We start from the raw sequence: 23,049 nt of genomic DNA, 5'->3' as shown, positions 1-23,049 counted from the left end.
CGTCAGTTCCCCTGCCCTGCCGCGTCGGCGACGAGCGCCTTCACGATCCTGTCCATCGCGCTGCCGCGCGATCCTTTCACCAGCACGCGCACGCCGTCGCGCAGTTCGCTGCGCAATGCGGCGATCAACGCGTCGTGGCCGTCGTATGCACTGGCGCCTTCGCCGAACGCCTTGCCGGCTTCCGCGCTCAGTTCGCCGAGCGTGTACAGGCGCCGGATGCCGGCGGCCCTGGCGCGACGGCCCATCTCCGCATGCATCTGCGCCGCGTCGGCGCCGAGTTCGCGCATGTCGCCGAGCACCAGCCAGCCTTCACCACCGCGACTCGACTCGGCGAGCGTGTCGATGGCGGCGGCGAGCGAACCCGGATTGGCGTTGTAGCTGTCGTCGATCACCACGGCGCCATTGGCCAGCCGGTTGGCGATGAGGCGGCCGGCGACGGGCTCGGCGGCGTTGAGGCCGGCGGTGATGACGTCGAGCGGCACGCCCAGGCCCAGTGCGATGGAGGCCGCGGCCAATGCATTGCGCACGTTGTGGCGGCCCGGCATCGCCAGGTCCACGGCGGCCTCGCCCTGCGGCGAGACGAGCACGAAGCGCGAGCCGCCGTCGGTCGGCACGATGTCGCGTGCGGTGACGTCCGCCGTCGCGTCCAGGCCGAAGCGGATCAGGCGATGGCCGTGCGAGCGCTCGGCGAAGAACGGCGCGAACGCCTCGTCGGCGTTGATCACGGCCACGCCGTCCTCGGGCAGCGCGTCGTAGATGGCGCCCTTGGTGTCGGCCACGCCGAGCAGGCTGCCCATGCGCTCCAGGTGCGCCGGGGCGATGTTGTTGACGAGCGCGACGTCCGGTCGCACCACGTCGGTGAGATAGGCGATGTCGCCCGGCTTGCCGGCGCCCATTTCGTAGATGGCGAACTGCGCGTCCTCGGGCGCATCGAGCACCGCCAGCGGCAGGCCGATCTCGTTGTTGCGGTTGCCGGGATTGGCGTAGGCGCGACCGGCGCGCGACAGGATCGCGAGGATCAGTGCCTTGACGCTGGTCTTGCCGTTGCTGCCGGTGATGCCGACGACCTTCACCGCGCCGCGTTCGCGTTGCACGGCGGCGGCGAGGTCGGCCAGCGCGCGTTCGGTGTCGGCGACGATCACCTGCGGCAACGGACCGCGCGCGGTCGATGCGTCGATCAGCCGCGACACCAGGGCGGCGCTGACGCCGGCTTCGGCGGCGGCGCCGACGTGATCGTGGCCATCGAAGCGTTCGCCCTTGAGCGCGACGAACAATGCGTTGCCGCCGACCAGCAGCGCGCGGGTGTCGGTGGCGATGGCGTCGATGACCGCGTCGTCGCCATGGAGGCGGCCACCGGTCATGCGGGCGACGTCGGAGAGACGCAACGGCTTCATGCGCGCGCCTCCAGTGCCGCCCGGGCAACCTCGGTGTCGTCGAAGGGATGCCGCACGCCGTCGATTTCCTGGTATGGCTCGTGGCCCTTGCCGGCGATGAGCACGATGTCGTTCGGGCCTGCTTCGCCCAGCGCACGGGCGATCGCGGCGGCGCGGTCGCGCTGCACGATCACTGCGTCGGCAGCGGCGAAGCCGGCGAGGATGTCGGCGACGATCTGGTCGCCGTCCTCGCCGCGGGGGTTGTCGTCGGTCACGATGACGACGTCGGCGTTGGCTTCCGCGATCGCCGCCATCTGCGGGCGCTTGCCGCGGTCGCGCTCGCCGCCGCAGCCGAACACGCAGATCAGGCGCGCCTGCGCATGTCCGCGCAGCGACTTCAGCGCCTGTTCCAGCGCGTCGGGCGTGTGCGCGTAATCGATGACCACCAGCGGCTTCACGCCGTCGCCGCCGAGGCGGTTCATGCGGCCGTGAATGGGCTGCAGCTGCGACAGCGTCGCGGCGATCTGCGCGGGCGTATCGCCCAGCGCGTACAACGCGCCGGCGACGGCCAGCAGGTTGTCGACATTGAAGCGGCCCAGCAGCGGGGAACGCACCGCGTGGGTTTCGCCGGGCGTGACGAGTTCGAAACCGATGCCCGCGCTGTCCAGGCGCAGCGCATCGGCACGCAGCGTCGCACCTTCCGTGCCGCGCGAACTGAATCCGATCGCCTGCAGCGATGGCGGCAATCCGGCCAGCAACCGGCATCCGAACGCATCGTCGAGATTGATCGCCGCTGCCTTCAGTCCGGGCCACGCGAACAGGCGCGCCTTGGCGGCGCCGTAGGTGTCCATGTCGCCGTGGTAATCGAGGTGGTCGCGGGTCAGATTGGTGAACACGGCGACGTCGAAATGCACGCCATCGACGCGCCCCTGGTCGAGCGCATGCGAGCTCACTTCCATAGCGATCGCCTGCGCGCCCGCGTCATGCAGCTGCGCGAGCAGGTCATGCAGCCTGAGCACGAGCGGCGTGGTGAAACCGGTCGGCCTGACCTGGCCATGCAGGCCCGCGCCGAGCGTGCCGATCGTGCCGCCACGGATGCCGCGCAGGCTCCAGGCCTGCGCGAGCAACTGCACGGTCGACGTCTTTCCGTTCGTGCCGGTGACGCCGACCATCGTCATCGCGTCCGTCACGCGATCATGGAAACGATCGGCCATTTCGCCCAGGCGTGCGCGCAGGCGCGGCACCGCGATCGCGTCGGAAGGAGCCGGAAGATCGACCGGTGCCGGCGGCTCGAACAGGATCGCGCTCGCACCGGCAGCGCGCGCCTGCTCGACGAATTTCAGACCATGCGCACCGAAGCCGGCGATGGCGACGAACACATTGCCCGGCTGCACCTCGCGGCTGTCCATCACCAGACCGGTGATGCGCAGATCGCCGGGGATGCCGGCGACGTCGGGGAGCAGTTCGCGCAGGAGCATGGTACGCCTCATCGCGCTCCTCCCAGTGTGGGCATTTCCACCGGATCGGGCAGCGTCGCGTCGGACAAGGCCGCTGCAGACGCATCCGGCAGTACCGGACCGTCCTCTCCTCGCAGTTCGTTCGTGTGCTGCGCCTTGTTCTGCGCCGCGATCCACGTGTCGATGTCGTCCGGCGGCACGTCCATCAGGCGCAGCGCGCCATCCATGACGCTGCGGAACACCGGCGCGGAGACGAAACCGCCGAAGTAGCCGCGTTCCGGATCCGGATCGTTGATCACCACCACCATCGAGAAGCGCGGGTTCTGCACGGGCACGATGCCGGCGAAATAGGACAGGTAGCGGCGCGTGTACCCACCGGTTTCGCTGAACTTGCGCGCAGTGCCGGTCTTGCCGGCGACGTGGTAGCCGAGGATGGCCGCCTGCGTCGCGGTGCCGCCCTCTTCCGTCACCGTCTGCATCATGCGCATGACTTCGCGCGCGACCTGGGGGTCGAGCGCCTGCACCGGCTCATGGCGCTCGCCCTTGACGAAGGTCGGGCGGACCAGCTTGCCGCCGTTGCCGAGCGCGGCGTAGACCATGGCGATCTGCAACGGCGTGGCGGACAGGCCGTAGCCATACGACATCGTGGCCTTGGTGGTGCCGTACCAGCGCGACGGCGGCGGCAGCACACCGGCCGATTCGCCGGGGAAACCGCTGCCCGGCTTCTCGCCGTAACCGAACCGGTGGACGAACTCGTAGAAGTACTGATCGTCCAGGCGCGCCGCGAGCTTGGCGGCGCCGATGTTCGAACTCTTGGTGATGATGCCGGTGACCGTCTGCACGCCGTAGTTGCGGTGGTCGCGGATCGTGTACTTGCGATCCAGCGCCATCCAGCCCGGATTGAGGTCGATGCGCGTGTTCGGCGTGACGATGCCCTTGGTGAGCGCCGCGGCCACGGTGATCGGCTTCATCGTCGAACCGGGCTCGAACACGTCGGTGACGGCGCGGTTGCGGTGCGCGTCCAGCGGGCCCATGGCCGCGGCGTTCGGGTTGAAGCTGGGCAGGTTCACCATCGCCAGCACTTCGCCGGTGGCGACGTCGAGGATCACCGCCGATCCGCTGGTCGCGCCGGTCTTCGCCAGCTGGTTGCGCAGCTCGCGGTAGGCGAGGAACTGGATGCGGCGATCGATGGTGAGCGTGAGATCGTGACCAGGCTCCGCGGCCCGGATCAGGTCCACGCTCTCGACGATGCGCCCCTGCCCGTCGCGGATCACGCGCTTGGAGCCGGGCTTGCCGCTGAGGATGTGGTCGAACGACAGCTCGAGCCCTTCCTGGCCGCGATCGTCGACGTTGGTGAACCCCAGCACATGCGCCATCGCTTCGCCCTGCGGGTAGAAGCGGCGGAATTCGCGCTGCGAGAACACGCCCGGAATGTTGTGGGCGAGGATGCGCCGCGCCTGCTCCGGCCCGATCCGGCGCTTGAGGTAGAGGAACTCCTTGTTCGAACGCTGCGTCAGCTTGCGCGTCAGCACGTCGACGGGTACGCCCAGCGCGGCGGCCAGTTCGGGAATGCGTTGTGGGTTTTCCAGCACCTGCTTCGGGTTGGCCCACACCGATTCGACCGGCGTCGACACGGCCAGCGGCTCGCCGTTGCGGTCGGTGATCATGCCGCGCGATGTCGGGATCGGGATCTCGCGCAGCGAGCGCGCCTGTCCCTGCTGCAGGTAGAAGTCGTTGTTCACGACCTGCACGTCGAACGCGCGGACCACCAGCGCCAGCGAGCCCAGGCCGAGCACGCCAACGACGATCAGCAGGCGCTTGCGCAGGTCGAGGCCGCCGCGCTGGCCGCGCGCGCGTGCCCCCGAACCCGCTGCCGGTTGTGCAGCGATGCGGGCACGCAGCGCGTCGGCGACCCTGCCGACCAGGTGCTGGCGACGTTCGTTGCGGGCGCTCATGGCCGGATCACCACGGTTTCTGCGCCTTCGGGAAATTTCATGCCAAGCCGGTCGCGCGCGACCTGGTCGATGCGGTTGCTCTCGGCCCAGGTCGCCTGCTCCAGCTGCAGCCGACCGAATTCGATATTGAGCTCGTCGCGGGCCTTTTCCAGCCGCGTGGCCTGCACGAACAGCTGGCGATGCTGGTGACGCGCCAGGACCACGGCGAGCGCGGAGGCGACGTTCGCGACGACCAGGACGGTGAGGAGGAGGCGCCAGGTCATGCCGCCTCCGGAAGCTTTTCGGCCACGCGCAACATGGCGCTGCGCGCGCGCGGGTTGGCCGCGGTTTCGGCCTCGTCGGCCTTCTGCGCATCGCCGATGGGCTTCAGGGTTGGCGTGAAGGAGATTTCCACCGGCATGCGCCGGTTGGCGGGCGGCGCCTTGGCGTGGCGCGCGATGAACTGCTTGACGATGCGGTCTTCCAGCGAGTGGAAGCTGATCACGGCGAGACGACCGCCGGGCTTCAGGCGCGCGAGCGCGGCGTCGAGGCCGGCTTCGAGATCGGCCAGCTCGCGGTTGATGAAGATGCGGATGGCCTGGAAGCTGCGCGTCGCAGGATGGATCTTCTGGTCGCCGCGCGGCACCACCGAGGCGATCAGGTCGGCCAGTTGCGCGGTGCGGGTCAACGGCTGGTCGGCGCGGCGCGCGACGATTGCACGCGCGATGCGGCGGCTCTGGCGCTCCTCGCCGTAGGTCCACAGCACGTCGGCAATGTCCTTCTCGTTCGCGGTCGCCAGCCATTGCGCGGCGCTCTCGCCGGACTCGGGGTCCATGCGCATGTCGAGCGGACCGTCCTTGCCGAAACTGAAGCCGCGTTCGGCGACGTCCAGCTGTGGCGAGGAGACACCGAGGTCTAGCAGCACGCCATCGAGCCCGTCCGACGTCTCGGCCCAGTCCGCCATCTGCGCGAAGCTGCCGCGGAAGATCGCCACGCGCGCATCCGCGCCGAACTCGCGTTCGGCGACGGCGATCGCTTCGGGATCCTTGTCCATGACCAGCAGCCGGCCTCCGGGGCCCAGTTGTTGCAGCACGCCGCGCGCGTGCCCGCCGCGCCCGAACGTGCCGTCCAGATACGTCCCTTCCGCCTTGATGCGCAGCGCTTCCAGGCACTGCCGGTACATCACGGGAAGGTGGCCGGACGTCGCTTCGCGTCCGCTGCCACCTGCCGTCATAGCTGCAGCTCGAGCAGCTCGTCGCTCAGATCGTCGTCGGACACCGTCTGACGGATCTGCGCGTGATGCGCCTGCTCGCTCCACAACTCGAACTTCTCGCCCATGCCCAGCAACACGGCCTTCTTCTCGATGCCGACCGCCGAGCGGTGGCTGGCGGGAATGCTGATGCGGCCGTTGCCGTCGAGCTCGACGAACTCGGCGGCACCGACCAGCTTGAGCTGCATCGAACGATTGACCTTCTTGGCCTTGGGCAGTGCGTTGACCTGGTCGCGCACGCGCTCCCAGACCGCCCGCGGGTACAGCCAGAGGGAACCGGATTCGAAGGGGTTGTAGGTGATGACCAGCTGGTTGCCGCATTCACGCGCGACGAGCTCGCGGTAGGCGGTGGGCACCGCCAGCCGGCCCTTGTCGTCGATCGTGATGGCGGTTTCGCCTTGGAACATGCACCTGCCTGCCGCGTTTTCCGCCTCTGCCGGGCGGCTTTGGGGTCACCTTCGCGTGGAAAAACCACAAAAAACCCGGTTTTCCCTCTGCTGCCCACCTTAGCACCGGCCGATGGCTTGTCAACGCTTTTTTGGAGGCAATTTCGCTTTGTGGATCAAAGGCTTGCGACGAACTTCAGAGTCTTGATCAACAGTTGTTCCCTAAGCCTTGTTTCGTCTCAAATTTTGAGACGGGAAGGCCGTTGCCGGCAGCTCCTTCGACCAGGCAGCTCGCCGCTCACGAATCCTGCTGCGGCGCAATAAAACCTGAATCTGCCGTGGCGCCGGTGAACGCGGACTGCGCCTGCTTGTTCCAGCCGCCGTCCGCCACGTGGCCCCCCTCTTCCCGTGCCCGCCGGTGAAGGGACACGGCTCAGAGGACGAAATTCGGAAGGCCGGCGCGAGGGTCAGGCCCGGGCCCCAGATGCGATGCGTCGATCACCGAACGGAGGTAGCCGCGGGCCAGTACGCGCGCCCGCAGACACAGGAACACGCACACCAGAGTGCTTCCCGAAGAAGAGCCCCCTTGGTAAGGGGCGCGGCGACAGCCGCGGGGATTGGGGGCGCAAAGCGGGACCCGCGGTTTTCCGTTTGTGGCTTCACCGCAAACGGAAAACCGTGGGCCGCCTTTTTCATCGCGGAGCGATGAAAAAGGCGGAGCCGGCCTATAAGCCGGGTTCTGTCGAGGACAGTCATTCCTCTAGGCGCCGCGTCACCGCGACGCTCAAGCAACCTACCCGGAGACACCGCGGGCCGCGGCATTGCCTCCCTATTTGGTCTTGCTCCCGGTGGGGTTTGCCGTGCCGGCCTGTTGCCAGGCTCGCGGTGCGCTCTTACCGCACCATTTCACCCTTGCCTGATCCCTGCCCCCGCCTTCCGGCGGTGTGCAGAGCCATCGGCGGTATCTTTCTGTTGCACTTTCCGTCGGCTCGCGCCGCCCAGGCGTTACCTGGCACCGTGCCCTGTGGAGCCCGGACTTTCCTCGGCACCCGCTCCCATCGAAATGGGGCGAATGACGCGACTGCCCGGCCGACTCCGCCGTCTGCATTCTACCGCTTCGCAGTCGGATCCCCCGGAAATTTGCCGCGCAAAGTTCCTGCGCGCGACCGGTTCCGCGCTGTCGCCGCAGTCCTTGCCGGGCCTGTGCGTCGATTGACGGGTTCAACAGCGCAAACACGCGCCCGCAGGAACGCGTGCGTCACTCGCCCCCGTACAAGGCCTTGCGCGGCGCGCCGCTCAGTTCCGCGGCGAGCTTTGCCGCCTGCGACGGCTTCAGGTATTCGCTCAGTTTCGCGTACAGGCGCTGGCCTTCGGCGATGCGCGCGTCGGCGTCCTCGCCCGCACCTTCGACGATGACGACGAACTCGCCCTTGCGCTGATCCGGATCCGCGGCGACCCGCGCCTGCAATTCCCCCAGCGGACCGTCGAGCACGGTCTCGAACAGCTTCGTCAGTTCGCGCGCGACCACGGCGCGACGATCGGCGCCGAATACCGTGGCCATGTCGGCCAGCGCTTCCTCGATGCGGTGCGCGGATTCGTAGAACAGCAGTGTCCGCGTCTCGGCCGCCAGGCGCGACAGACGTTCGCGCCGCGCCGAGGCCTTCGCCTGCAAAAATCCTTCGAACACGAACCGGTCGCTCGGCAGGCCGGCCACGCTCAGCGCCGCGATCGCCGCGCAGGCGCCCGGCACCGGCGACACGCGCACGCCGGCGGCGCGCGCGGCCCGGACCAGGCGGAAACCGGGATCGCTGACCAGGGGCGTGCCCGCGTCGGAGACCAGCGCCAGCGATTCGCCGGCCAGCAGGCGGGCGACGAGTTGCGCCGCCTGCGCGTCCTCGTTGTGCTGATGCAGCGCCAGCAGCGGGCGCTCCAGGCCGAAGTGCGAGAGCAACTGCCGCGTGTGCCGGGTGTCCTCCGCGCAGATGGCCGCGACGCCGCGCAGCGTGTCGAGGGCGCGTGGGGAAAGGTCGCCGAGATTGCCGATCGGGGTGGCGACGACGTGCAGGGTGCCGGATGCGTGCATCGTGGGGACGAAGATGGGACGGTTAGAATCCTACCCGGTCCCCCAGGAATACCGTGCCGATGAGCCCGACGTTCTCGCCCGCCCGCCCGCGCCCGCTGGCCTGGATGCTCGCCGCGCTGCTGCTTGCGCTGCTGGCCGGCTGCGCCACGGTAGAGACCAGCAGCGGGCCGGTCAGCCGGATGACGCTGAGTGCGACGATGGTGCAGGCCGAGACGCTCGCAAACCAGGCCGCAACCCAGAAGGGCGCGCAACGGCGGCAGACCGTGGACCAGATCGAGGCGCTGCTCTCCGGACTCGACAACGCCACCCTGCAACGCGACGCCGCCGCATTGCCGGCGGGCAATCCTCTCTACAACTACGCGGGCCGTGCGTTGCTGCGGCGCGGCCTGCCGCTGCCGCGTCCGTTCGATCGCAGCGCGTGGCAGTTCGACGCCGGCAATCGTCCACCCGCCGACAGCGACGGCTACCGACCGCCGGTCAAGCTCGCCGTGCTGCTGCCGCTGTCGGGCAACCTGGCCACGGCCGCGGCGCCGGTGCGCGACGGCTTCCTCACCGGCTACTACGGCGAAACGCGCCGTCGTCCGGAAGTCACTTTCTACGACACTTCCACCGGCGCCATCGCCGCGTACGACCGCGCGGTGGCCGAAGGCAACGATTTCGTCGTCGGCCCGCTCGGTCGCGACGAAGTCGGTGCGCTGTTCAACCGCGGCACGCTGCCGGTGCCGATGCTCGCGCTCAACCGCGCGCAGGTGCCGCCGCCGGCCGGCAACGCCAGCTTCTCGCTGTCCCCGGAAGACGAAGGCATCGCCGCGGCGGAATTCCTCCTGGATCGCGGCGCGCATAGCGTGCTGGTCATCGGCGCCGAAGACGACACCCAGCGCCGCGCGGTGGCGTCGTTGCGCGAGCGGCTCGCCGAGCGCGGCGGCGTGGTCACCGACGTCGTTGGCGAAGGCACCGCCGATTTCGCGCCATTCGCAGCGAAGCCGGGTGGCATCGATGCGATCTTCCTCGCCACTCGGGGCAGCGCCGCGCGCCAGCTGATCCCGCGCCTGGCCCTGGCCGGTCTCGCCGGCAAGCCGCGCGTCGCAACCTCGCAACTGCTGTCGGGCACCGGCAAGGCCGAGGAGGACCGCGTGCTCGACGGCATCGCGTTCCCGAGCGAGAGCTGGACCACGCACGGCATCCGCAATCTGCCTCCGGCGGTGAGCGCGGCGGCCATCCTGCCCAACGCCAAGGGTCCGGCCGCGCGCCTGTTCGGCTTCGGTTACGACGCGTGGCTGATCACGGCCTACCTCGAGCGCCTGGCCACGTCCGCCACGGGCATCGAAGGCGCCACGGGCGTGCTGCGCATCGACGGCTTCGGCAACGTGCAGCGCACGCCCGCGTGGTCGACCTTCAGCAACGGAATCGCGGTGCCACTGGCCAGCGCCACGCAGCGCTAGCCCCACCACGCACCGGACGCACGGCTTATGGATAAGCCCGTCACGCGCCGCGCGCTGGGTGCGCGGATCGAAACCGCGGCCTGCGCGCACCTGATGCGCGCCGGATTGCGCGCGGTCACCGCCAACGCGAACTACCGCTTCGGCGAACTCGACCTGGTGATGCTGGACGGCAGCGGCCCCGATGCCATGCTGGTGTTCATCGAGGTGCGCTACCGCCGCAATTCGCGATTCGGTGGCGGCGCGGCATCGATCGACGCCGGCAAGCGTCACCGCATCGTGCGCGCCGCGCAGGCATTCCTGATGGCGCATCCGCGGCTGGCGCATCTGGCCTGCCGCTTCGACGTGGTCGAGGCCGAAGGCGAGCCGGACGCTCCCGTGCTGACGTGGCTGCGCGACGCTTTCCGCGCCGACGACGCCTGATTCGCCGCGCACACGAGGTCGGCGTCGACGCGCACGTCCGCGCACGACGCCTCGCGCATAATCCGGCGCATGTCCCTGCCCTCCGATCTGCACCGCGAGCTCGCCGCCCTGCTCGGCGACGGTGCGGGCTGGCTGACCGATCCCGGCGAGCGCCTCGCCTACGCCTACGACAATTCGCGTCGCGAAGCCCTGCCCGATGCCGTCGCCCTGCCGGTCGCACGCGAGCAGGTGCAGGCGCTCGTGCGCGCCTGTTGTGCGCGGCGCGTGCCGGTGATCGCCCGCGGTCGCGGCACCAACACCACCGGTGCATCGGTGCCCGTGCAGGGCGGCGTAGTGGTGTCGTTCGAGCGCATGGCACGCATCCTGGAGGTGCGGCCCGGTGATCGCTGCGCGGTGGTCGAACCGGGCGTGCTCAACGGCGATCTGCAGGCCGTCCTGCGTCCGCACGGTCTGTTCTGGCCACCCGACCCCACCAGCGCCGCGTTCAGCACGATCGGCGGCAACCTCGCCTGCAACGCAGGCGGCCCGCGCGCGGTGAAGTACGGCGCCAGCCGCGACAACGTGCTGGCGCTCACCGCCGTCACCGGCACCGGCGACCTCATCCACTGCGGCAGCGCTACGACCAAGGGCGCGACCGGCTACGACCTGCAGCGCCTGCTGGTCGGCAGCGAAGGCACGCTGGCCCTCATCGTCGAAGCCACGCTGCGATTGACGCCGTTGCCGCCGCAGCGACGGGCGTTGCGGGCGCTCTATCGCGACGTGGCTGCGGCAGCGCAGGCGGTGGCGCGGCTGATGGCGCAGCCGGTGACGCCGTCGATGCTCGAATTTATGGACGGCGATTGCGTGCGGCTCGCGCGCGACGTCGGCGGCGCCGACCTGCCGCCCGACGCCGGCGCCCTGCTGATGATCGAAGCCGACGGTGATGCGGACACGCTGCCGCACGCGATCGAGGCGCTGATGCGCGCGGCCGGTGGCGAAGGCCTGGTATCGCTCGACGAAGCCGCCGACGAAGCGGCCGGCGAACGCCTGTGGGCCGCGCGCAAGGCGCTGTCGCCCGCGTTGCGCACGCTGGCGCCGGGCAAGATCAACGAAGACGTGGTGGTACCGGTATCGCGCATTCCGCACCTGGTCGACGGCGTGCGCGCGCTGGCCGCGGAATTCGCGCTGCCGATCGTCGCCTTCGGCCATGCCGGCAACGGCAACCTGCACGTCAATATCCTGTTCGATCCGGCACAGGCGGCGCAGCAGGCGCGCGCACAGGCGGCGCTCGCCCGCGTATTCGCGCTGACGCTGTCCCTGGGCGGCACGCTCTCGGGCGAACACGGCATCGGCCTGGCCAAGCGCGAGTTCATGCCGCAGGCCGTCGATCCGGCGACGCTCGCGCTGATGCGGCAGGTGAAGTCCGCCTTCGACCCGGCGGGGATTCTCAATCCGGGCAAGCTGCTGCCCGGCGACGGTCGGGCCTGAGCGCGCGTCGGGCTGCGGTTGCCGCCCGATCGCGAGTCACGCAGCGCGCCTCCGTCATCGCCGAAGTCGGTATACGCACACCGTATCGGCACCGCCTGCGCTATCGTGGAAACCTGCAGGCAGGGGAAGGAAATGCGCCAGGTCGTATGCATGAAGTGGGGCGACAAGTTCGCCGCCGACGACGTCAATCGTCTGTATCGCATGGTGCGCGGCCACGTCGACGGCGCCCTGCGGATGGCGTGCTTCACCGACGATGCGCGCGGGATCGTCCCGGAAGTGGAATGCCATCCGCTGCCGGCCGTGCCCGTGGTCGGCGAGCGCGTCGATCGCGGCTGGCGCAAGCTCGGCCTGTTCGGACAGGAAGTCGCGAACGTGTTCGAAGGCGAGGTGCTCTACCTCGACCTCGACATCGCGATCGTCCAGCGGCTGGACCCGTTCTTCGACTGGCCGGGCGAGTTCCTCATAATCAAGGACTTCAAGCCGCTGCGTTACCGGCACCGCTTCAGCGGCAATTCGTCGGTGGTCCGCTTCCGCGCCGGCGCGCACCGCGGCCTGATCGGCGAAGTCCTGCAGCGCGGCGCGAGCATCCGCACCGACTACCGCGACGAGCAGGAATTCGTCTCCGACTACATGCGCCGGCACGGCGTGCTGCGCTACTGGCCCGCGGGCTGGTGCGCCAGCTTCAAGCACGATTGCGTGCGGCCCCTGCCCTTCGGCCTGTGGCGCGCGCCGCGGTTGCCGGAGGCGGCGAAGGTGGTGGTCTTCCACGGCCGGCCCAAGCCGGACGAAGCCATCGCCGGCGTGGGCTCGAAGTGGTATCGGCCCCTGCTGCCGGCGCCCTGGCTGCGGCATTACCTGGACTGAAATCGGGCCGCTGCCGCTTCATCGCGGCGGCGGTGCGCGGCCTGCCGGCGCCTGACCGGACGCGACGCCGGTAGCGGAAATGCCGCCGCGCCGACGGTATCCTGCGCGCCTCGCGTTCCTCCCCGCTCCGCATGTCCCTTCGCGTCCGCTCGCTCCCGTTCCTCGCCGCATTCACGTTGACCGCCCTGCTTGCTGCCTGCGCCAGCGGCGGCGACAGCCGTCCCGCGCCCGAGGCCATTGCCCCCATGCCAGTACCGGCGCCGGTGAAGCCGATCCGCATCGGCATTGCGCTCGGCGGCGGCGCCGCCAAGGGCTTCGCCCACATCGGCGTGATCAAGATGCTGGAAGCCAACGGCATCGTGCCCGACGTCGTTGCCGGCACCAGCGCCGGCAGCGTGGTGGGTTCGCTCTATGCCAGCGGCATGGATGCGTTCCAGATGCAGAAGACCGCCTTCGGTCTCGACGAAGCGCAGATCCGCGACGTCAGCCTGTTTTCCGGCGGCGTGGTGAAGGGGCAAGCGCTGCAGGACTACGTCAACCAGCTCGTCGGCAACCGGCCGATCGAGCGGATGAAGAAGCCGTTCGCCGCCGTGTCGACGCAACTGGAAACCGGCGAGCGCACCGTGTTCGTGCGCGGCAACACCGGCCAGGCCGTGCGGGCGTCCAGCAGCATTCCCGGCGTGTTCGAGCCGGTGACGATCGGGCAGAAGCACTACGTCGACGGCGGCGTGGTCAGCCCGGTGCCGGTGGACGCCGCGCGCCAGCTCGGCGCGGACTTCGTCATCGCCGTGGACATCTCGACCAAGGTCGATGGCACCAATCCCGGCAGCCTGCTCGGCACGGTGAACCAGTCGATCACGATCATGGGCCAGAAGCTCGGCCAGCAGGAACTCGCGCGCGCCAACATCGTCATCCGCCCCAGGGTCAACGACATCGGTCCGGCGGATTTCGAGCAGCGCAACAACGCGATCATGGAAGGCGAGCGCGCCGCGCTCGCGGCGATGCCGCAGATCCGCGCGCAACTGGCGAAGCTGCGCGCCGATCGCATCGCGGCGGCCAAACCCCGTGAACCGGTGAAGGCACCCTGCAAGCCCGGCCGCTTCGGCGGGCTGTTCGGCAACAAGTGCGACGACGACAGCAAGAACGATTGAGCCGCGCGGCTCAGCCGCCGAAATGCACGTAGCCCGCGTTGGCGGGCAGCCATTCACTGCCGTCTGCGTGCAATGCGCGCACGCGTTCGCCGGCCACCACGCGGCCGATCCGGGTCACCGGTGTCGTGGTTGCGTGCGCCAGCTGTCCGATGGAGTCGCGCGCGGATTCCGGCGCGGTGAAGCACAGCTCGTAATCGTCGCCACCGGTGGCCTGCAGCGCGTGGCGTCGCGGTTCCTCGAAGGCTGCGACGAGATCGGGCGACGCCGGTAATGCATCCAGTTCGATCCGGGCACCCACGTCGCTCGCGGTGCACACGTGCTGCAGGTCGGCGAGCAGGCCGTCGGAGACGTCGATGCATGCATGCGCGAGGCCGGCGATGCGCGCCGCGATGGCGAGCCGCGGCGTCGGCCGGTCCAGGCGCCGGCGCAGCGTGGCATCCACCGCCGCCCCGCTGCGCCATTGCGCCAGTGCACCGGCGGCATCGCCGAGGGTGCCGGTGATCCAGATGTCGTCGCCGACGCGCGCGCCGCTGCGGCGCAGGCCGCGCCCGGGCTCGACGAAACCGTGCACGGTCACGCTGACCGACAACGGTCCGCGCGTGGTGTCGCCGCCGATCAGCGCGACGCGATGCTGCGCGCCCAGTTCGAGGAAGCCGTCGAGGAAGGCATCGACCCAGGGCATGTCTCCCGACGGCAGCGACAGCGACAGCGTGCACCACGCCGGTTCGGCGCCCATCGCGGCCAGGTCGGACAGGTTCACCGCCAGTGCCTTCCAGCCGATGTCGGCCGGCGCGGTGTTGTCGGGGAAATGCACGCCGCGGTTGAGCGTGTCCATGGCGACGACCAGCTGCCGGTCGGCGGGCACCTGCACGATCGCCGCGTCGTCGCCGATGCCGAGCGCCACGTCGTCGCGCACGGCGGCGCGCACGCGGATCAGCTCGATCAGGTCGAACTCCGCGCCGCGGGAAGGTTCGCTCACGGTGCCTCCGGCGCGCGTCGGAACGTCAGCGCGTGCGTCCGGACTGGAATTCCACCGCACGCCAGTCGGCGGCGGCATGGTCGAGCACACCGTTGACGTAGGTGTGGCCGTGCTCGGAACCGAAGCGCTTGGCGGTCTCGATCGCCTCGTTGATCACCACGCGGTACGGCACGTCGCGGCGTTCGCGCAGCTCGTAGGCGGCGATGCGCAGCACGGCGCGCTCGATCGGATCGACCTGCTCGATATCGCGATCGAGGAACGGCGCGAGCGCCGTGTCGAGCTCTTCGCAGTGCTTGTCGACGCCACGTACCAGGTCCTCGAAGTATTCGAGGTCGGCCACTTCGTGCGCCTGCTCATGGGCAAACTGCGCGATCACCTCGCGGGCGCTCGCGCCCGACAGCTGCCAGGCGTACACGGCCTGCAGCGCGCGACGGCGGGCCCGCGAGCGGGCGACGGGATCGATTCCATCGGAACGGCGACGGTTCATGCGAGTTGCTCCAGCAGTTGCGCCATTTCCAGGACCACGAGCGCGGCCTCTTCGCCCTTGTTGCCGTGCGCGCCGCCGGCGCGGGCCTGCGCGTCCTCGAAACGGTCGACGGCGAGCACACCGTTGGCGACGGGCACGCCATGGTCGAGTGCGACGCGCATCAGACCATCGGAACAACCGTCGGCGACCTGCTCGTAGTGGCGCGTGTCGCCGCGCACCACGCAGCCGAGCGCGACGATCGCAGCGTGCGCGCCCTTGCTCGCCAGCGTGCGCGCGACCACCGGCAACTCCCAAGCACCCGGCACGCGGATCACGTCGACCGCTTCCTCGGCGACGCCATGGTCGGCGAAGGTGCGGCGCGCGCCGGCAACCAGTGCATCGGTGATGCGCGGGTTCCAGCGGCTGGCGATGATCGCGAAGCGGGCGCCGGGAGTGGCGCGCATGTCGCCTTCGTAGTGAGGCATTGGCGTAGATCTCGAAGGGGGGCGCAGTTTACCGCGTCGCCGCGGCCGGGGCCGCGAGGACGCGCCGGTCAGTGCGGCAGTTCCACGTATTCGGCGACTTCCAGGCCGAAACCGGCCAGGCCGATCTGCTTGCGCGGCGTGCCCAGCACGCGCAGGCGACCCAGGCCGAGGTCGGCCAGGATCTGCGCGCCGGCGCCGTTGCGGCGCCACTCGGCGAGCGCGTGGCCGCGGCTGGGGCGGGCCTCGTGCGCGGGGTCGGCGTCGGGTTGCGCGCGCACGCGGGCCAGCAGCGCATCGGCATCGGCGTGATCGCCCAGCAGCACCAGGGCGCCACGATCCTCGCGGGCGATCGCCGCCAGCACGTCGCCGACCGCGGGGCCGAAATCGGCGCGGCGCCAGTGCAGCGCATCGGCCAGCGGATTCTGCACGTGCACGCGCACCAGGGTGGGCGTGGCGGCATCCACGTCGCCGCGCACCAGCGCGAAATGCAGCGCATGGCTGAGGCGGTCGCGATAACTCACCAGCCGGAAGGCGCCGTGCTCGGTGTCGATCTCACGCTCGTCGACGCGTTCGATGGTGTGTTCGGTTTCGAGGCGGTAGCGGATCAGGTCTTCGATCGAGCCCATCTTCAGGCCGTGCTCGCGCGCGAAGACTTCCAGTTCCGGACGCCGCGCCATCGAACCATCGGGGTTGAGGATTTCCACGAGCACGCCGGCCGGTTCCATGCCCGCCAGCAACGCCAGATCGCTCGCCGCTTCCGTATGGCCCGCGCGGTTGAGCACGCCGCCGGGCTGCGCCATCAGCGGGAAGATGTGGCCGGGCTGGCTGAGGTCCACCGCGCTCGCATCCGGACGCACTGCGGTGCGCACGGTATGCGCGCGGTCGTAGGCGGAGATGCCGGTGGTGACGCCTTCGGCCGCCTCGATCGAGACGGTGAAGTTGGTGTGGTGCGGCGAGGTGTTGTCGCGCACCATCGGCGGCAGGCCGAGCTGTTTGCAGCGCTCGCGCGTGAGCGACAGGCACACCAGGCCGCGCGCGTGCGTGACCATGAAGTTGATGTCCTGCGGGCGCACGAGCTCCGCGGCCATGATCAGGTCGCCTTCGTTCTCGCGGTCCTCGTCGTCGACGATGACGACCATGCGGCCGGCGCGGATTTCTTCGAGGAGTTCGGGGATGGGGGAAAAGGACATGGCGGCTTTCTGGAAGGGCGGGAAATGGAAGCGGGAATGGGGAACGAAGGAATGACTGCAATCTACGAGTAGCTCGATCTGCGGAAGCGATGGGGGTGTGTCGTTCCCTATTCCCCACTCCCGCCTTTCATTCCCGATCCACCCAGCAACCGCTCCACATACCGCGCCACCAGATCGATCTCGAGATTCACCGCATCCCCGACCTTCGTCTGCGCGAATGCCGTATGCGACACGGTATGCGGGATCAGCGCGACCTCGAAGCCTGCGTCGTCCACTTCATTGACGGTGAGGCTGACGCCATCGACGCAGATCGAGCCCTTCTTCGCGATATAGCGCAGCAACGCGGTGGGCGCGGCGAAGCGCCAGCGTTGCGCACGCGCGTCGTCGGCGATCGAAAGCACGCGACCGAGGCCATCGACGTGCCCGCTGACCAGATGACCGCCGAGGCGATCGGTGGGCCGCATCGCGCGCTCGAGGTTGACCGGGGCGCCGACGGCAAGCGTGCCGAGGGTGGTGAGCGACAGCGTCTCGTTGGAGGCGTCGGCGGCGAACGAGGTCGCGTCGAATTCGACCACGGTGAGGCAGACGCCGTTGACCGCGATGCTCTCGCCAAGCTGCACGGCGTCGAACGGGAGCGAACCCACCTCCACGCGCAGGCGGACGTCGCCCCCGCGCGGTTCGAGCGCGGCGATGCGGCCGACGCCCTCGATGATGCCGGTGAACATCAGCGCACCTCCTTCGCGGAGATGGCGTGCGCATGGGAATGGAAGCTGGACATGTGAACGTTTCCCGCAAAAATCCGGCGAAAAACGCCCCAAGGCATGAGGCACGCGCACGACCGCGAGGCCGGGCGCGGAGCCGTCTTCTTTCATCCGGACTGTGACCGTCGGCTCCGGCATCCGACCGGATCTGCTGACCCTCCGCTGCACCGGAGGCGCTCGCGGGCTCGCGCGAAGGCCCTCGGACCGATCGCGCCTACCGCCGGTGGGGAATTGCACCCCGCCCTGAAGACGTTACGAGTTGTGGCGCCGGCGAACCGGCGGCGCATTCTAGCACCGGGGTTCTGGAGGCCCGGCTCACCGCCATGGAACGGTGCGTCAGGTTGACGGCGGCACCCATCTGCGCGTGCCCACCAGCGTCGCCGGACCACCCTTCCGGGGTCCGGGCCCCGCCCTACGGTTTGCGGCACAGGTGGATGAACAACGGCCAGCGGACGGTGCGGACATCGTCGGGATCGCCCCACGCCGCCGCGAGCGCGGGCGCATGTCGCGCCACCGGGTCAAAGCCAAGATCGGCGCGACATCGCGCCGTCGCCGACATGCTCGCCAGGTACGCCAGGAAACGCGGCAGCGTCCATTCCATCTCCAGCCACGACCGCGACGCCGGGAGGGTGGGAAACGGCCAATCGAACCCGGCGTACTCCGCATCGATCAGCGCGCGCTCGGGCGGCCAGTACGGTTCGATCACTGCCCGGAAGTCCGCGACGGCATCGACCATGCCTTCTGGCGCATCGAAGTCGCCATAACCCCAGGCCGCCAGCACGCCGCCCGGCGCCAGCACGCGCTCGCACTCGCGGAAGAAGGCAGCGCGGTCGAACCAGTGCAAGGCCTGCGCCACCGCGATCAGTTGCACGCTGGCATCGGACAAGGCCGTGCGTTCGCCGGGTTCGACGGCCACGGAGACGTTGCGCGCGCCGGCTCCTGCCCAGTGCTGCGCGACCTGCTGCGCGCTGGGATCGGTCGCGTGCACATGGGCGAAGCGACCCGCCAGGCCGCGCGTGGCCTGGCCGCTACCGCAACCGGGTTCCCAGACGCGGGCGTCGGGCATGGCGTGCGCGGCGAGCAGGTCGAACAACGTTTCCGGATACTCGGGCCGCGCGGCGGCATAGGCGTCGGCAATGCCGGAGAAGTGATCCTTGAAGGTCATGGCGACACCTGCGGAATGCCCTGGGGACCAGGAGGGTACAAGCGCGCGCCGGCGTGTTTCCCGCGTGCGGTGGCCTGCTGGGTTCCGCCGGTAGCTACGTTGCGGCGGCGTCCTCGACCTTCGGCTGCAACAGCAACCGCACGTCGTTGCCGATGCGGCGCGATTCGACGATGGTCAGGTTCAGGCGCTGGGTCATCTCGTCGATGTGCAGGCCGTCGAACAGCGGTCGCGCGCGATCGCCCAGCAGCACGGGCGCCACATACAACAGGATTTCGTCGACCAGCCCGGCGGCGAGGAACGCGCCGGCCAGCGTCGCGCCCGCTTCGATCTGCACTTCATTGATGTCGCGCGCGGCGAGCAGCTTCAGTACGGCGGCCAGATCGAAGCGGCCATCGATCACCGGCGCGGAGGCAGTCTGGGCTTCGATGCCGCGCGGCGGCTTGGCATCGGGCGCGTGGATGTACAGCGTCGGCGCATTGCCTTCGCGCACACGTCCGCGCGCGATCGTCGCCAGGCCCGGATCGAGCACCACGCGCAGCGGCGGCACGAAGGCGGTGTCGTCGTCGAAGCGCACGGTCAGGCTGGGATCGTCCATCAGCACGGTGCCGGCACCGGTGAGGATCGCCCCGGCGCGCGCGCGCCAGCGATGCACGTCGACGCGCGAGGCCTCGCCGCTGATCCATTTCGATTCGCCGCTCGCCAGCGCGCTGCGGCCGTCGAGGCTGGTGGCGAGCTTCACCCGCAGCCACGGTCGCCCGCGTTCGATCCGCGACAGCCAGCCGCGGTTGAGCGCGCGCGCCTGCGCTTCCATCAGTCCGCTTTCCACGGCAATGCCCGCGGCCTTCAGCTTTTCGAAGCCGGCGCCATCGACTTGCGGAAACGGATCGCGCATCGCCGCGACCACGCGCGACACGCCCGCCGCAATCAGCGCGTCGGTGCAGGGACCAGTCTTGCCGACATGCGCGCAGGGTTCGAGCGTGACGTACGCGGTGGCGCCCTTCGCGCGCTCGCCCGCCGCGCGCAGCGCGAGCACTTCGGCGTGCGGCTCGCCGGCCTTGACGTGGAAACCCTCGCCGACGATGTCGTCGCCGCGGGTCAGCACGCAGCCCACCATCGGGTTGGGGCGTGTCGTGTAGGCGCCGCGCTCGGCCAGCCGCAGTGCGCGCGCCATCATCAGGTGATCGGTACTGCTGAACATGTCCTTCCTCGAATCGATCGTGCCGTCAGTCGCGCACATAGCGGCCGCGCTCCGCGCCTTCTTCCCACGGCCAGGCCGGGATGAGCTCATCGCCGTCGATGCGCAGCTGCATGCGCTCGAACCGGGTCTCGGGATACTGCGGTGGGAACCGGAAGTCGTCGGGCAGCAGCACGATGCGTTCGCCCTCCCGCTTCCAGGTGCCACGCGCGGCCAGGTCGAGCGCGCCGTAGGTGAAATACCACTGGAAGCGGCCATCGGCCGCGAGCAGCAGCTCGGAGCCGGTTTCCATGATGCCTTCCAGGTAGTAATGCCCGGTGAGCGCGACGGCCTCGCGCACGGGCGCTTCGGCGCCCGCCTTCGGTTCCGCGCCCCACGCCGCCGGCGTCGCCAGGATGCAGGCCAGCAGGCAGGCGCGGAAGAACGCGTTCACCGCTTGCGGCTCTTGGTCGGCGCCGGCTCGTCCTCGATCAGCGGCAGCTGGCCTTCGGTGGCGTTGTCGTGCTCGAGGCGATCGAGCACTTCGCGAAAATCGGCGACGTCCTCGAAGGAGCGGTAGACCGAGGCGAAGCGCACGTAGGCGACGTGATCGAGCTTGCGCAGTTCTGCCATCACGTATTCGCCGACACGGCGCGAATCCAGTTCGCGTTCGGCGGTCATGCGCAGGTGGTGGACGACCGCGCGCACCGCGGTTTCGATCTGCTCCTCCGACACCGGCCGCTTCTGCAGCGCGCGATCGAAGCCGGAGCGCAGCTTGCGCGCGTCGAACGCCTCGCGGCGACCGTCGCTCTTGATGATCAGCGGCAGCTTGAGCTCGATCGTCTCGAGCGTGCTGAAGCGTTCGCCGCAGGCCTCGCAGACGCGACGACGGCGGATGGTGGCGCCGTCGTCGGAAACGCGTGAGTCGATCACGCGGGTGTCGATGTGCTGGCAGAAGGGACAGTGCATTTCTAGAAGCGGGAATGGGGAATGGGGAATGGGGAACGGTCGCCCTGCTGCAGCTTTCCGCGCAAGGCCTTCCTGAGAGATTGCAGCAGAAGGCTGACCGAAGTTGCCTTTGCTAACACGGGATCTACCAACGCCGGGTCCACCAGCCCAAGGCGTGTAGCGAGCTGGACTTGGGTCTGTATTTCAGCCAACGATCCCTTGGCCATGGAAAGGAAGCGCAAGTAATCCCGCGTCGATTCGCGCGCATTACCCTCGGCGATGCAGGAAGGTACGGATACTGCGGCCCGCTTCAACTGCGTCGCCAAACCGTAGCGCTCCTCGGCAGGAAACTTCACGACCAATTCGTAAACCGCTTCAGCCAAAGCCATCGACGCCTCCCAGACCCGCAAATCGCGAAAATCCGTGACCACTCGACCCTCCCTGAGCCAAGGGAACTCTCGTTCCCTATTCCCTCTTCCCGCTCCTCATTCCCGTCTACTCAGCCGTAAACCGGAAACTCCCGGCACTGCTTCGTCACGTTCTCGCGCACCCCGGCGATGACGTTCTCGTCGGTCGGGTTGTCGAGCACGTCACAGATCCAGTTCGCCAGCGCCACGCAGTCGGGCTCCCGGTAGCCGCGCGTGGTGACCGCCGGCGTGCCGATGCGCAGGCCCGAAGTGATGAAGGGCTTGGCCGGGTCGTTGGGCACCGAGTTCTTGTTGACGGTGATGTGCGCGCGGCCCAGCGCCTCCTCGGCGGCCTTGCCGGTGATGCCCTTGCCGATCATGTCGACCAGCATCAGGTGGTTCTGCGTGCCGCCGGAGACGATCTTGTAGCCGCGGGCGATGATCGTCTTCGCCATCGCCTGCGCGTTCTTCACCACCTGCTGCTGGTAGGCGGTGAAGTCCGGATCCAGCGCTTCCTTGAACGCCACGGCCTTGGCCGCGATCACGTGCATCAGCGGACCGCCCTGGATGCCCGGGAACACGATCGACTGCAGCTTCTTCTCGATCTCCTCGGCCTTGTCGCCCATGCCCGCCTTGCCCGCGACGATGATGCCGCCGCGCGGGCCGCGCAGGGTCTTGTGCGTGGTCGAGGTGACGACGTGCGCGTGCGGCACCGGGTTCGGGTACACGCCGGCGGCGACCAGGCCGGCGACGTGGGCCATGTCGACGAACAGGTACGCGCCGACCTTGTCGGCGATGGCGCGGAAGCGCGCCCAGTCGATCACCTGCGAGTACGCGGAGAAGCCGGCGACGACCATCTTCGGCTTGTGCTCGACGGCGAGGCGCTCGACTTCGTCGTAGTCGATCAGGCCCTGGTCGTTGACGCCGTACTGCACGGCGTTGAGCAGCTTGCCGGAGATGTTGACCTTGGCGCCGTGCGTGAGGTGGCCGCCGTGGGCGAGCGACATGCCCAGGATGGTGTCGCCCGGATTGAGCAGCGCGAAGTACACGGCCTGGTTGGCCTGCGAGCCCGAATGCGGCTGCACGTTGGCGTAATCCGCACCGAACAGCTGCTTGCAGCGGTCGATCGCCAGCTGCTCGGCGATGTCGACGTACTCGCAGCCGCCGTAGTAGCGCTTGCCCGGGTAGCCTTCGGCGTACTTGTTGGTGAGCTGGCTGCCCTGCGCTTCCATCACCCGCGGGCTGGCGTAGTTCTCCGACGCGATGAGCTCGACGTGGTCTTCCTGGCGGCGGTTCTCGTTGGCGATGGCCTGGGCGAGTTCGGGGTCAAAACCTTCGATACGGGCGTCACGCGGGAACATCGGTACTCCGGCGGGGTGTGGGGTGGCGAAGCGCCAAGTTTAACGGGCATTTCGCCCGGGCCTCGGCTCCCGGGCCTCCCATCCTTCTCCCGCTGCGCGGGAGGGTGCCTTCCTTCTCCCCGCTGCGCGGGAGGTGCCTTCGTTCTCCCCGCTGCGCGGGAGGGTGCCTTCCTCTCCCCGCTGCGCCGGGAGAAGGTGGCGCGAAGCGCCGGATGAGGGGCGCGCGCGCAGCGCGCCGCAGATTCCGGACCGCCAGCCCCCTCATC

Annotated in this window: 23 protein-coding genes, 1 other RNA gene and 1 riboswitch; of the genes, 5 read left to right on the top strand and 19 right to left on the bottom strand. The window is 69.3% G+C overall.

Annotated features, from left to right (window positions below):
• Nucleotides 1-2: 2 nt before the first annotated feature.
• The 8 genes from ACFPN1_RS10630 to rsmI all read right to left on the bottom strand — a co-directional run bounded on the left by ACFPN1_RS10630 (nucleotide 3) and on the right by rsmI (nucleotide 8,503).
• On the bottom strand, nucleotides 3-1,394 hold the full coding sequence (locus tag ACFPN1_RS10630) for a UDP-N-acetylmuramoyl-tripeptide--D-alanyl-D-alanine ligase (protein ID WP_386754940.1): 1,392 nt from the start codon (nucleotides 1,392-1,394) through the stop codon (nucleotides 3-5).
• On the bottom strand, nucleotides 1,391-2,863 hold the full coding sequence (locus tag ACFPN1_RS10625; RefSeq protein ID WP_386754939.1) for a UDP-N-acetylmuramoyl-L-alanyl-D-glutamate--2,6-diaminopimelate ligase: 1,473 nt from the start codon (nucleotides 2,861-2,863) through the stop codon (nucleotides 1,391-1,393). The genes ACFPN1_RS10630 and ACFPN1_RS10625 overlap by 4 nt, the downstream gene beginning before the upstream one ends.
• Nucleotides 2,860-4,785 (bottom strand): peptidoglycan D,D-transpeptidase FtsI family protein, encoded by a 1,926-nt coding sequence (locus ACFPN1_RS10620; protein WP_386754937.1) that lies wholly within the window; start codon nucleotides 4,783-4,785, stop codon nucleotides 2,860-2,862. The genes ACFPN1_RS10625 and ACFPN1_RS10620 overlap by 4 nt, the downstream gene beginning before the upstream one ends.
• Nucleotides 4,782-5,048: a cell division protein FtsL gene (gene ftsL / locus ACFPN1_RS10615; RefSeq protein WP_386754936.1), complete on the bottom strand. Its 267-nt coding sequence runs from the start codon at nucleotides 5,046-5,048 to the stop codon at nucleotides 4,782-4,784. The genes ACFPN1_RS10620 and ftsL overlap by 4 nt, the downstream gene beginning before the upstream one ends.
• Complete coding sequence (gene rsmH / locus ACFPN1_RS10610; RefSeq protein ID WP_386754935.1) at nucleotides 5,045-5,998, bottom strand: 16S rRNA (cytosine(1402)-N(4))-methyltransferase RsmH; 954 nt, start codon at nucleotides 5,996-5,998, stop codon at nucleotides 5,045-5,047. The genes ftsL and rsmH overlap by 4 nt, the downstream gene beginning before the upstream one ends.
• Nucleotides 5,995-6,441 carry a division/cell wall cluster transcriptional repressor MraZ gene (gene mraZ, locus ACFPN1_RS10605; protein WP_386754934.1) on the bottom strand — a complete coding sequence of 149 codons (447 nt, stop codon included), beginning with the start codon at nucleotides 6,439-6,441 and terminating at the stop codon, nucleotides 5,995-5,997. Before mraZ ends, rsmH begins: the two co-directional genes overlap by 4 nt.
• 691 nt (nucleotides 6,442-7,132) lie before the next feature.
• Nucleotides 7,133-7,517, bottom strand: an RNA gene (gene rnpB, locus ACFPN1_RS10600) — RNase P RNA component class A.
• Between the two features lie 161 nt (nucleotides 7,518-7,678).
• Entirely contained in the window at nucleotides 7,679-8,503 is an 825-nt protein-coding gene (gene rsmI, locus ACFPN1_RS10595; protein ID WP_386754933.1) for a 16S rRNA (cytidine(1402)-2'-O)-methyltransferase, read from the bottom strand.
• Between the two features lie 59 nt (nucleotides 8,504-8,562).
• On the opposite strand from rsmI, the gene ACFPN1_RS10590 reads away from it, so the two are divergent.
• From ACFPN1_RS10590 to ACFPN1_RS10570, 5 genes are all read left to right on the top strand, one after another.
• Nucleotides 8,563-9,945 (top strand): penicillin-binding protein activator, encoded by a 1,383-nt coding sequence (locus tag ACFPN1_RS10590; protein ID WP_386754932.1) that lies wholly within the window; start codon nucleotides 8,563-8,565, stop codon nucleotides 9,943-9,945.
• Nucleotides 9,946-9,972: 27 nt separating this feature from the next.
• On the top strand, nucleotides 9,973-10,365 hold the full coding sequence (locus ACFPN1_RS10585; RefSeq protein ID WP_386754931.1) for a YraN family protein: 393 nt from the start codon (nucleotides 9,973-9,975) through the stop codon (nucleotides 10,363-10,365).
• 69 nt (nucleotides 10,366-10,434) lie between these two features.
• Nucleotides 10,435-11,832 (top strand): FAD-binding oxidoreductase, encoded by a 1,398-nt coding sequence (locus ACFPN1_RS10580; RefSeq protein ID WP_386754930.1) that lies wholly within the window; start codon nucleotides 10,435-10,437, stop codon nucleotides 11,830-11,832.
• Between the two features lie 132 nt (nucleotides 11,833-11,964).
• Nucleotides 11,965-12,696 carry a glycosyltransferase gene (locus ACFPN1_RS10575; RefSeq protein ID WP_386754929.1) on the top strand — a complete coding sequence of 244 codons (732 nt, stop codon included), beginning with the start codon at nucleotides 11,965-11,967 and terminating at the stop codon, nucleotides 12,694-12,696.
• Nucleotides 12,697-12,827: 131 nt separating this feature from the next.
• Complete coding sequence (locus ACFPN1_RS10570; protein WP_386754928.1) at nucleotides 12,828-13,847, top strand: patatin-like phospholipase family protein; 1,020 nt, start codon at nucleotides 12,828-12,830, stop codon at nucleotides 13,845-13,847.
• A gap of 10 nt (nucleotides 13,848-13,857) precedes the next feature.
• Here ACFPN1_RS10570 and thiL read toward each other — a convergent pair whose 3' ends face one another.
• The 11 genes from thiL to glyA all read right to left on the bottom strand — a co-directional run bounded on the left by thiL (nucleotide 13,858) and on the right by glyA (nucleotide 22,783).
• On the bottom strand, nucleotides 13,858-14,826 hold the full coding sequence (gene thiL / locus ACFPN1_RS10565; RefSeq protein WP_386754927.1) for a thiamine-phosphate kinase: 969 nt from the start codon (nucleotides 14,824-14,826) through the stop codon (nucleotides 13,858-13,860).
• Between the two features lie 25 nt (nucleotides 14,827-14,851).
• Nucleotides 14,852-15,313, bottom strand: coding sequence for a transcription antitermination factor NusB (nusB, locus tag ACFPN1_RS10560; RefSeq protein WP_386754926.1), 462 nt, complete (start codon nucleotides 15,311-15,313; stop codon nucleotides 14,852-14,854).
• Nucleotides 15,310-15,777 (bottom strand): 6,7-dimethyl-8-ribityllumazine synthase, encoded by a 468-nt coding sequence (gene ribH, locus ACFPN1_RS10555; protein WP_386754925.1) that lies wholly within the window; start codon nucleotides 15,775-15,777, stop codon nucleotides 15,310-15,312. Before ribH ends, nusB begins: the two co-directional genes overlap by 4 nt.
• A gap of 68 nt (nucleotides 15,778-15,845) precedes the next feature.
• On the bottom strand, nucleotides 15,846-16,967 hold the full coding sequence (ribB, locus tag ACFPN1_RS10550; protein WP_386754924.1) for a 3,4-dihydroxy-2-butanone-4-phosphate synthase: 1,122 nt from the start codon (nucleotides 16,965-16,967) through the stop codon (nucleotides 15,846-15,848).
• 107 nt (nucleotides 16,968-17,074) lie between these two features.
• Nucleotides 17,075-17,692: a riboflavin synthase gene (locus tag ACFPN1_RS10545; protein WP_386754922.1), complete on the bottom strand. Its 618-nt coding sequence runs from the start codon at nucleotides 17,690-17,692 to the stop codon at nucleotides 17,075-17,077.
• 131 nt (nucleotides 17,693-17,823) lie between these two features.
• Nucleotides 17,824-17,983, bottom strand: a riboswitch (FMN riboswitch).
• Nucleotides 17,984-18,140: 157 nt separating this feature from the next.
• A complete protein-coding gene (locus ACFPN1_RS10540) occupies nucleotides 18,141-18,893 on the bottom strand; it encodes a class I SAM-dependent methyltransferase (protein ID WP_386754921.1) in 753 nt (250 codons plus the stop codon).
• A 94-nt stretch (nucleotides 18,894-18,987) separates the two neighbouring features.
• Nucleotides 18,988-20,091, bottom strand: coding sequence for a bifunctional diaminohydroxyphosphoribosylaminopyrimidine deaminase/5-amino-6-(5-phosphoribosylamino)uracil reductase RibD (gene ribD / locus ACFPN1_RS10535; RefSeq protein ID WP_386754920.1), 1,104 nt, complete (start codon nucleotides 20,089-20,091; stop codon nucleotides 18,988-18,990).
• A 25-nt stretch (nucleotides 20,092-20,116) separates the two neighbouring features.
• Nucleotides 20,117-20,521 (bottom strand): hypothetical protein, encoded by a 405-nt coding sequence (locus ACFPN1_RS10530; protein ID WP_386754919.1) that lies wholly within the window; start codon nucleotides 20,519-20,521, stop codon nucleotides 20,117-20,119.
• Nucleotides 20,518-21,036 (bottom strand): transcriptional regulator NrdR, encoded by a 519-nt coding sequence (nrdR, locus tag ACFPN1_RS10525; RefSeq protein ID WP_386754918.1) that lies wholly within the window; start codon nucleotides 21,034-21,036, stop codon nucleotides 20,518-20,520. The genes ACFPN1_RS10530 and nrdR overlap by 4 nt, the downstream gene beginning before the upstream one ends.
• A 2-nt stretch (nucleotides 21,037-21,038) precedes the next feature.
• A complete protein-coding gene (locus tag ACFPN1_RS10520; RefSeq protein WP_386754917.1) occupies nucleotides 21,039-21,446 on the bottom strand; it encodes a four helix bundle protein in 408 nt (135 codons plus the stop codon).
• 68 nt (nucleotides 21,447-21,514) lie between these two features.
• Entirely contained in the window at nucleotides 21,515-22,783 is a 1,269-nt protein-coding gene (gene glyA / locus ACFPN1_RS10515) for a serine hydroxymethyltransferase (RefSeq protein WP_386754916.1), read from the bottom strand.
• Nucleotides 22,784-23,049 lie beyond the last annotated feature (266 nt).

The sequence above is a fragment of the Lysobacter yangpyeongensis genome (assembly GCF_042655745.1).
Lineage (GTDB): Bacteria > Pseudomonadota > Gammaproteobacteria > Xanthomonadales > Xanthomonadaceae > Agrilutibacter > Agrilutibacter yangpyeongensis.
Note: the sequence above shows the minus strand (reverse complement) of the source record. Positions and strands in the feature narration are given on the sequence as shown.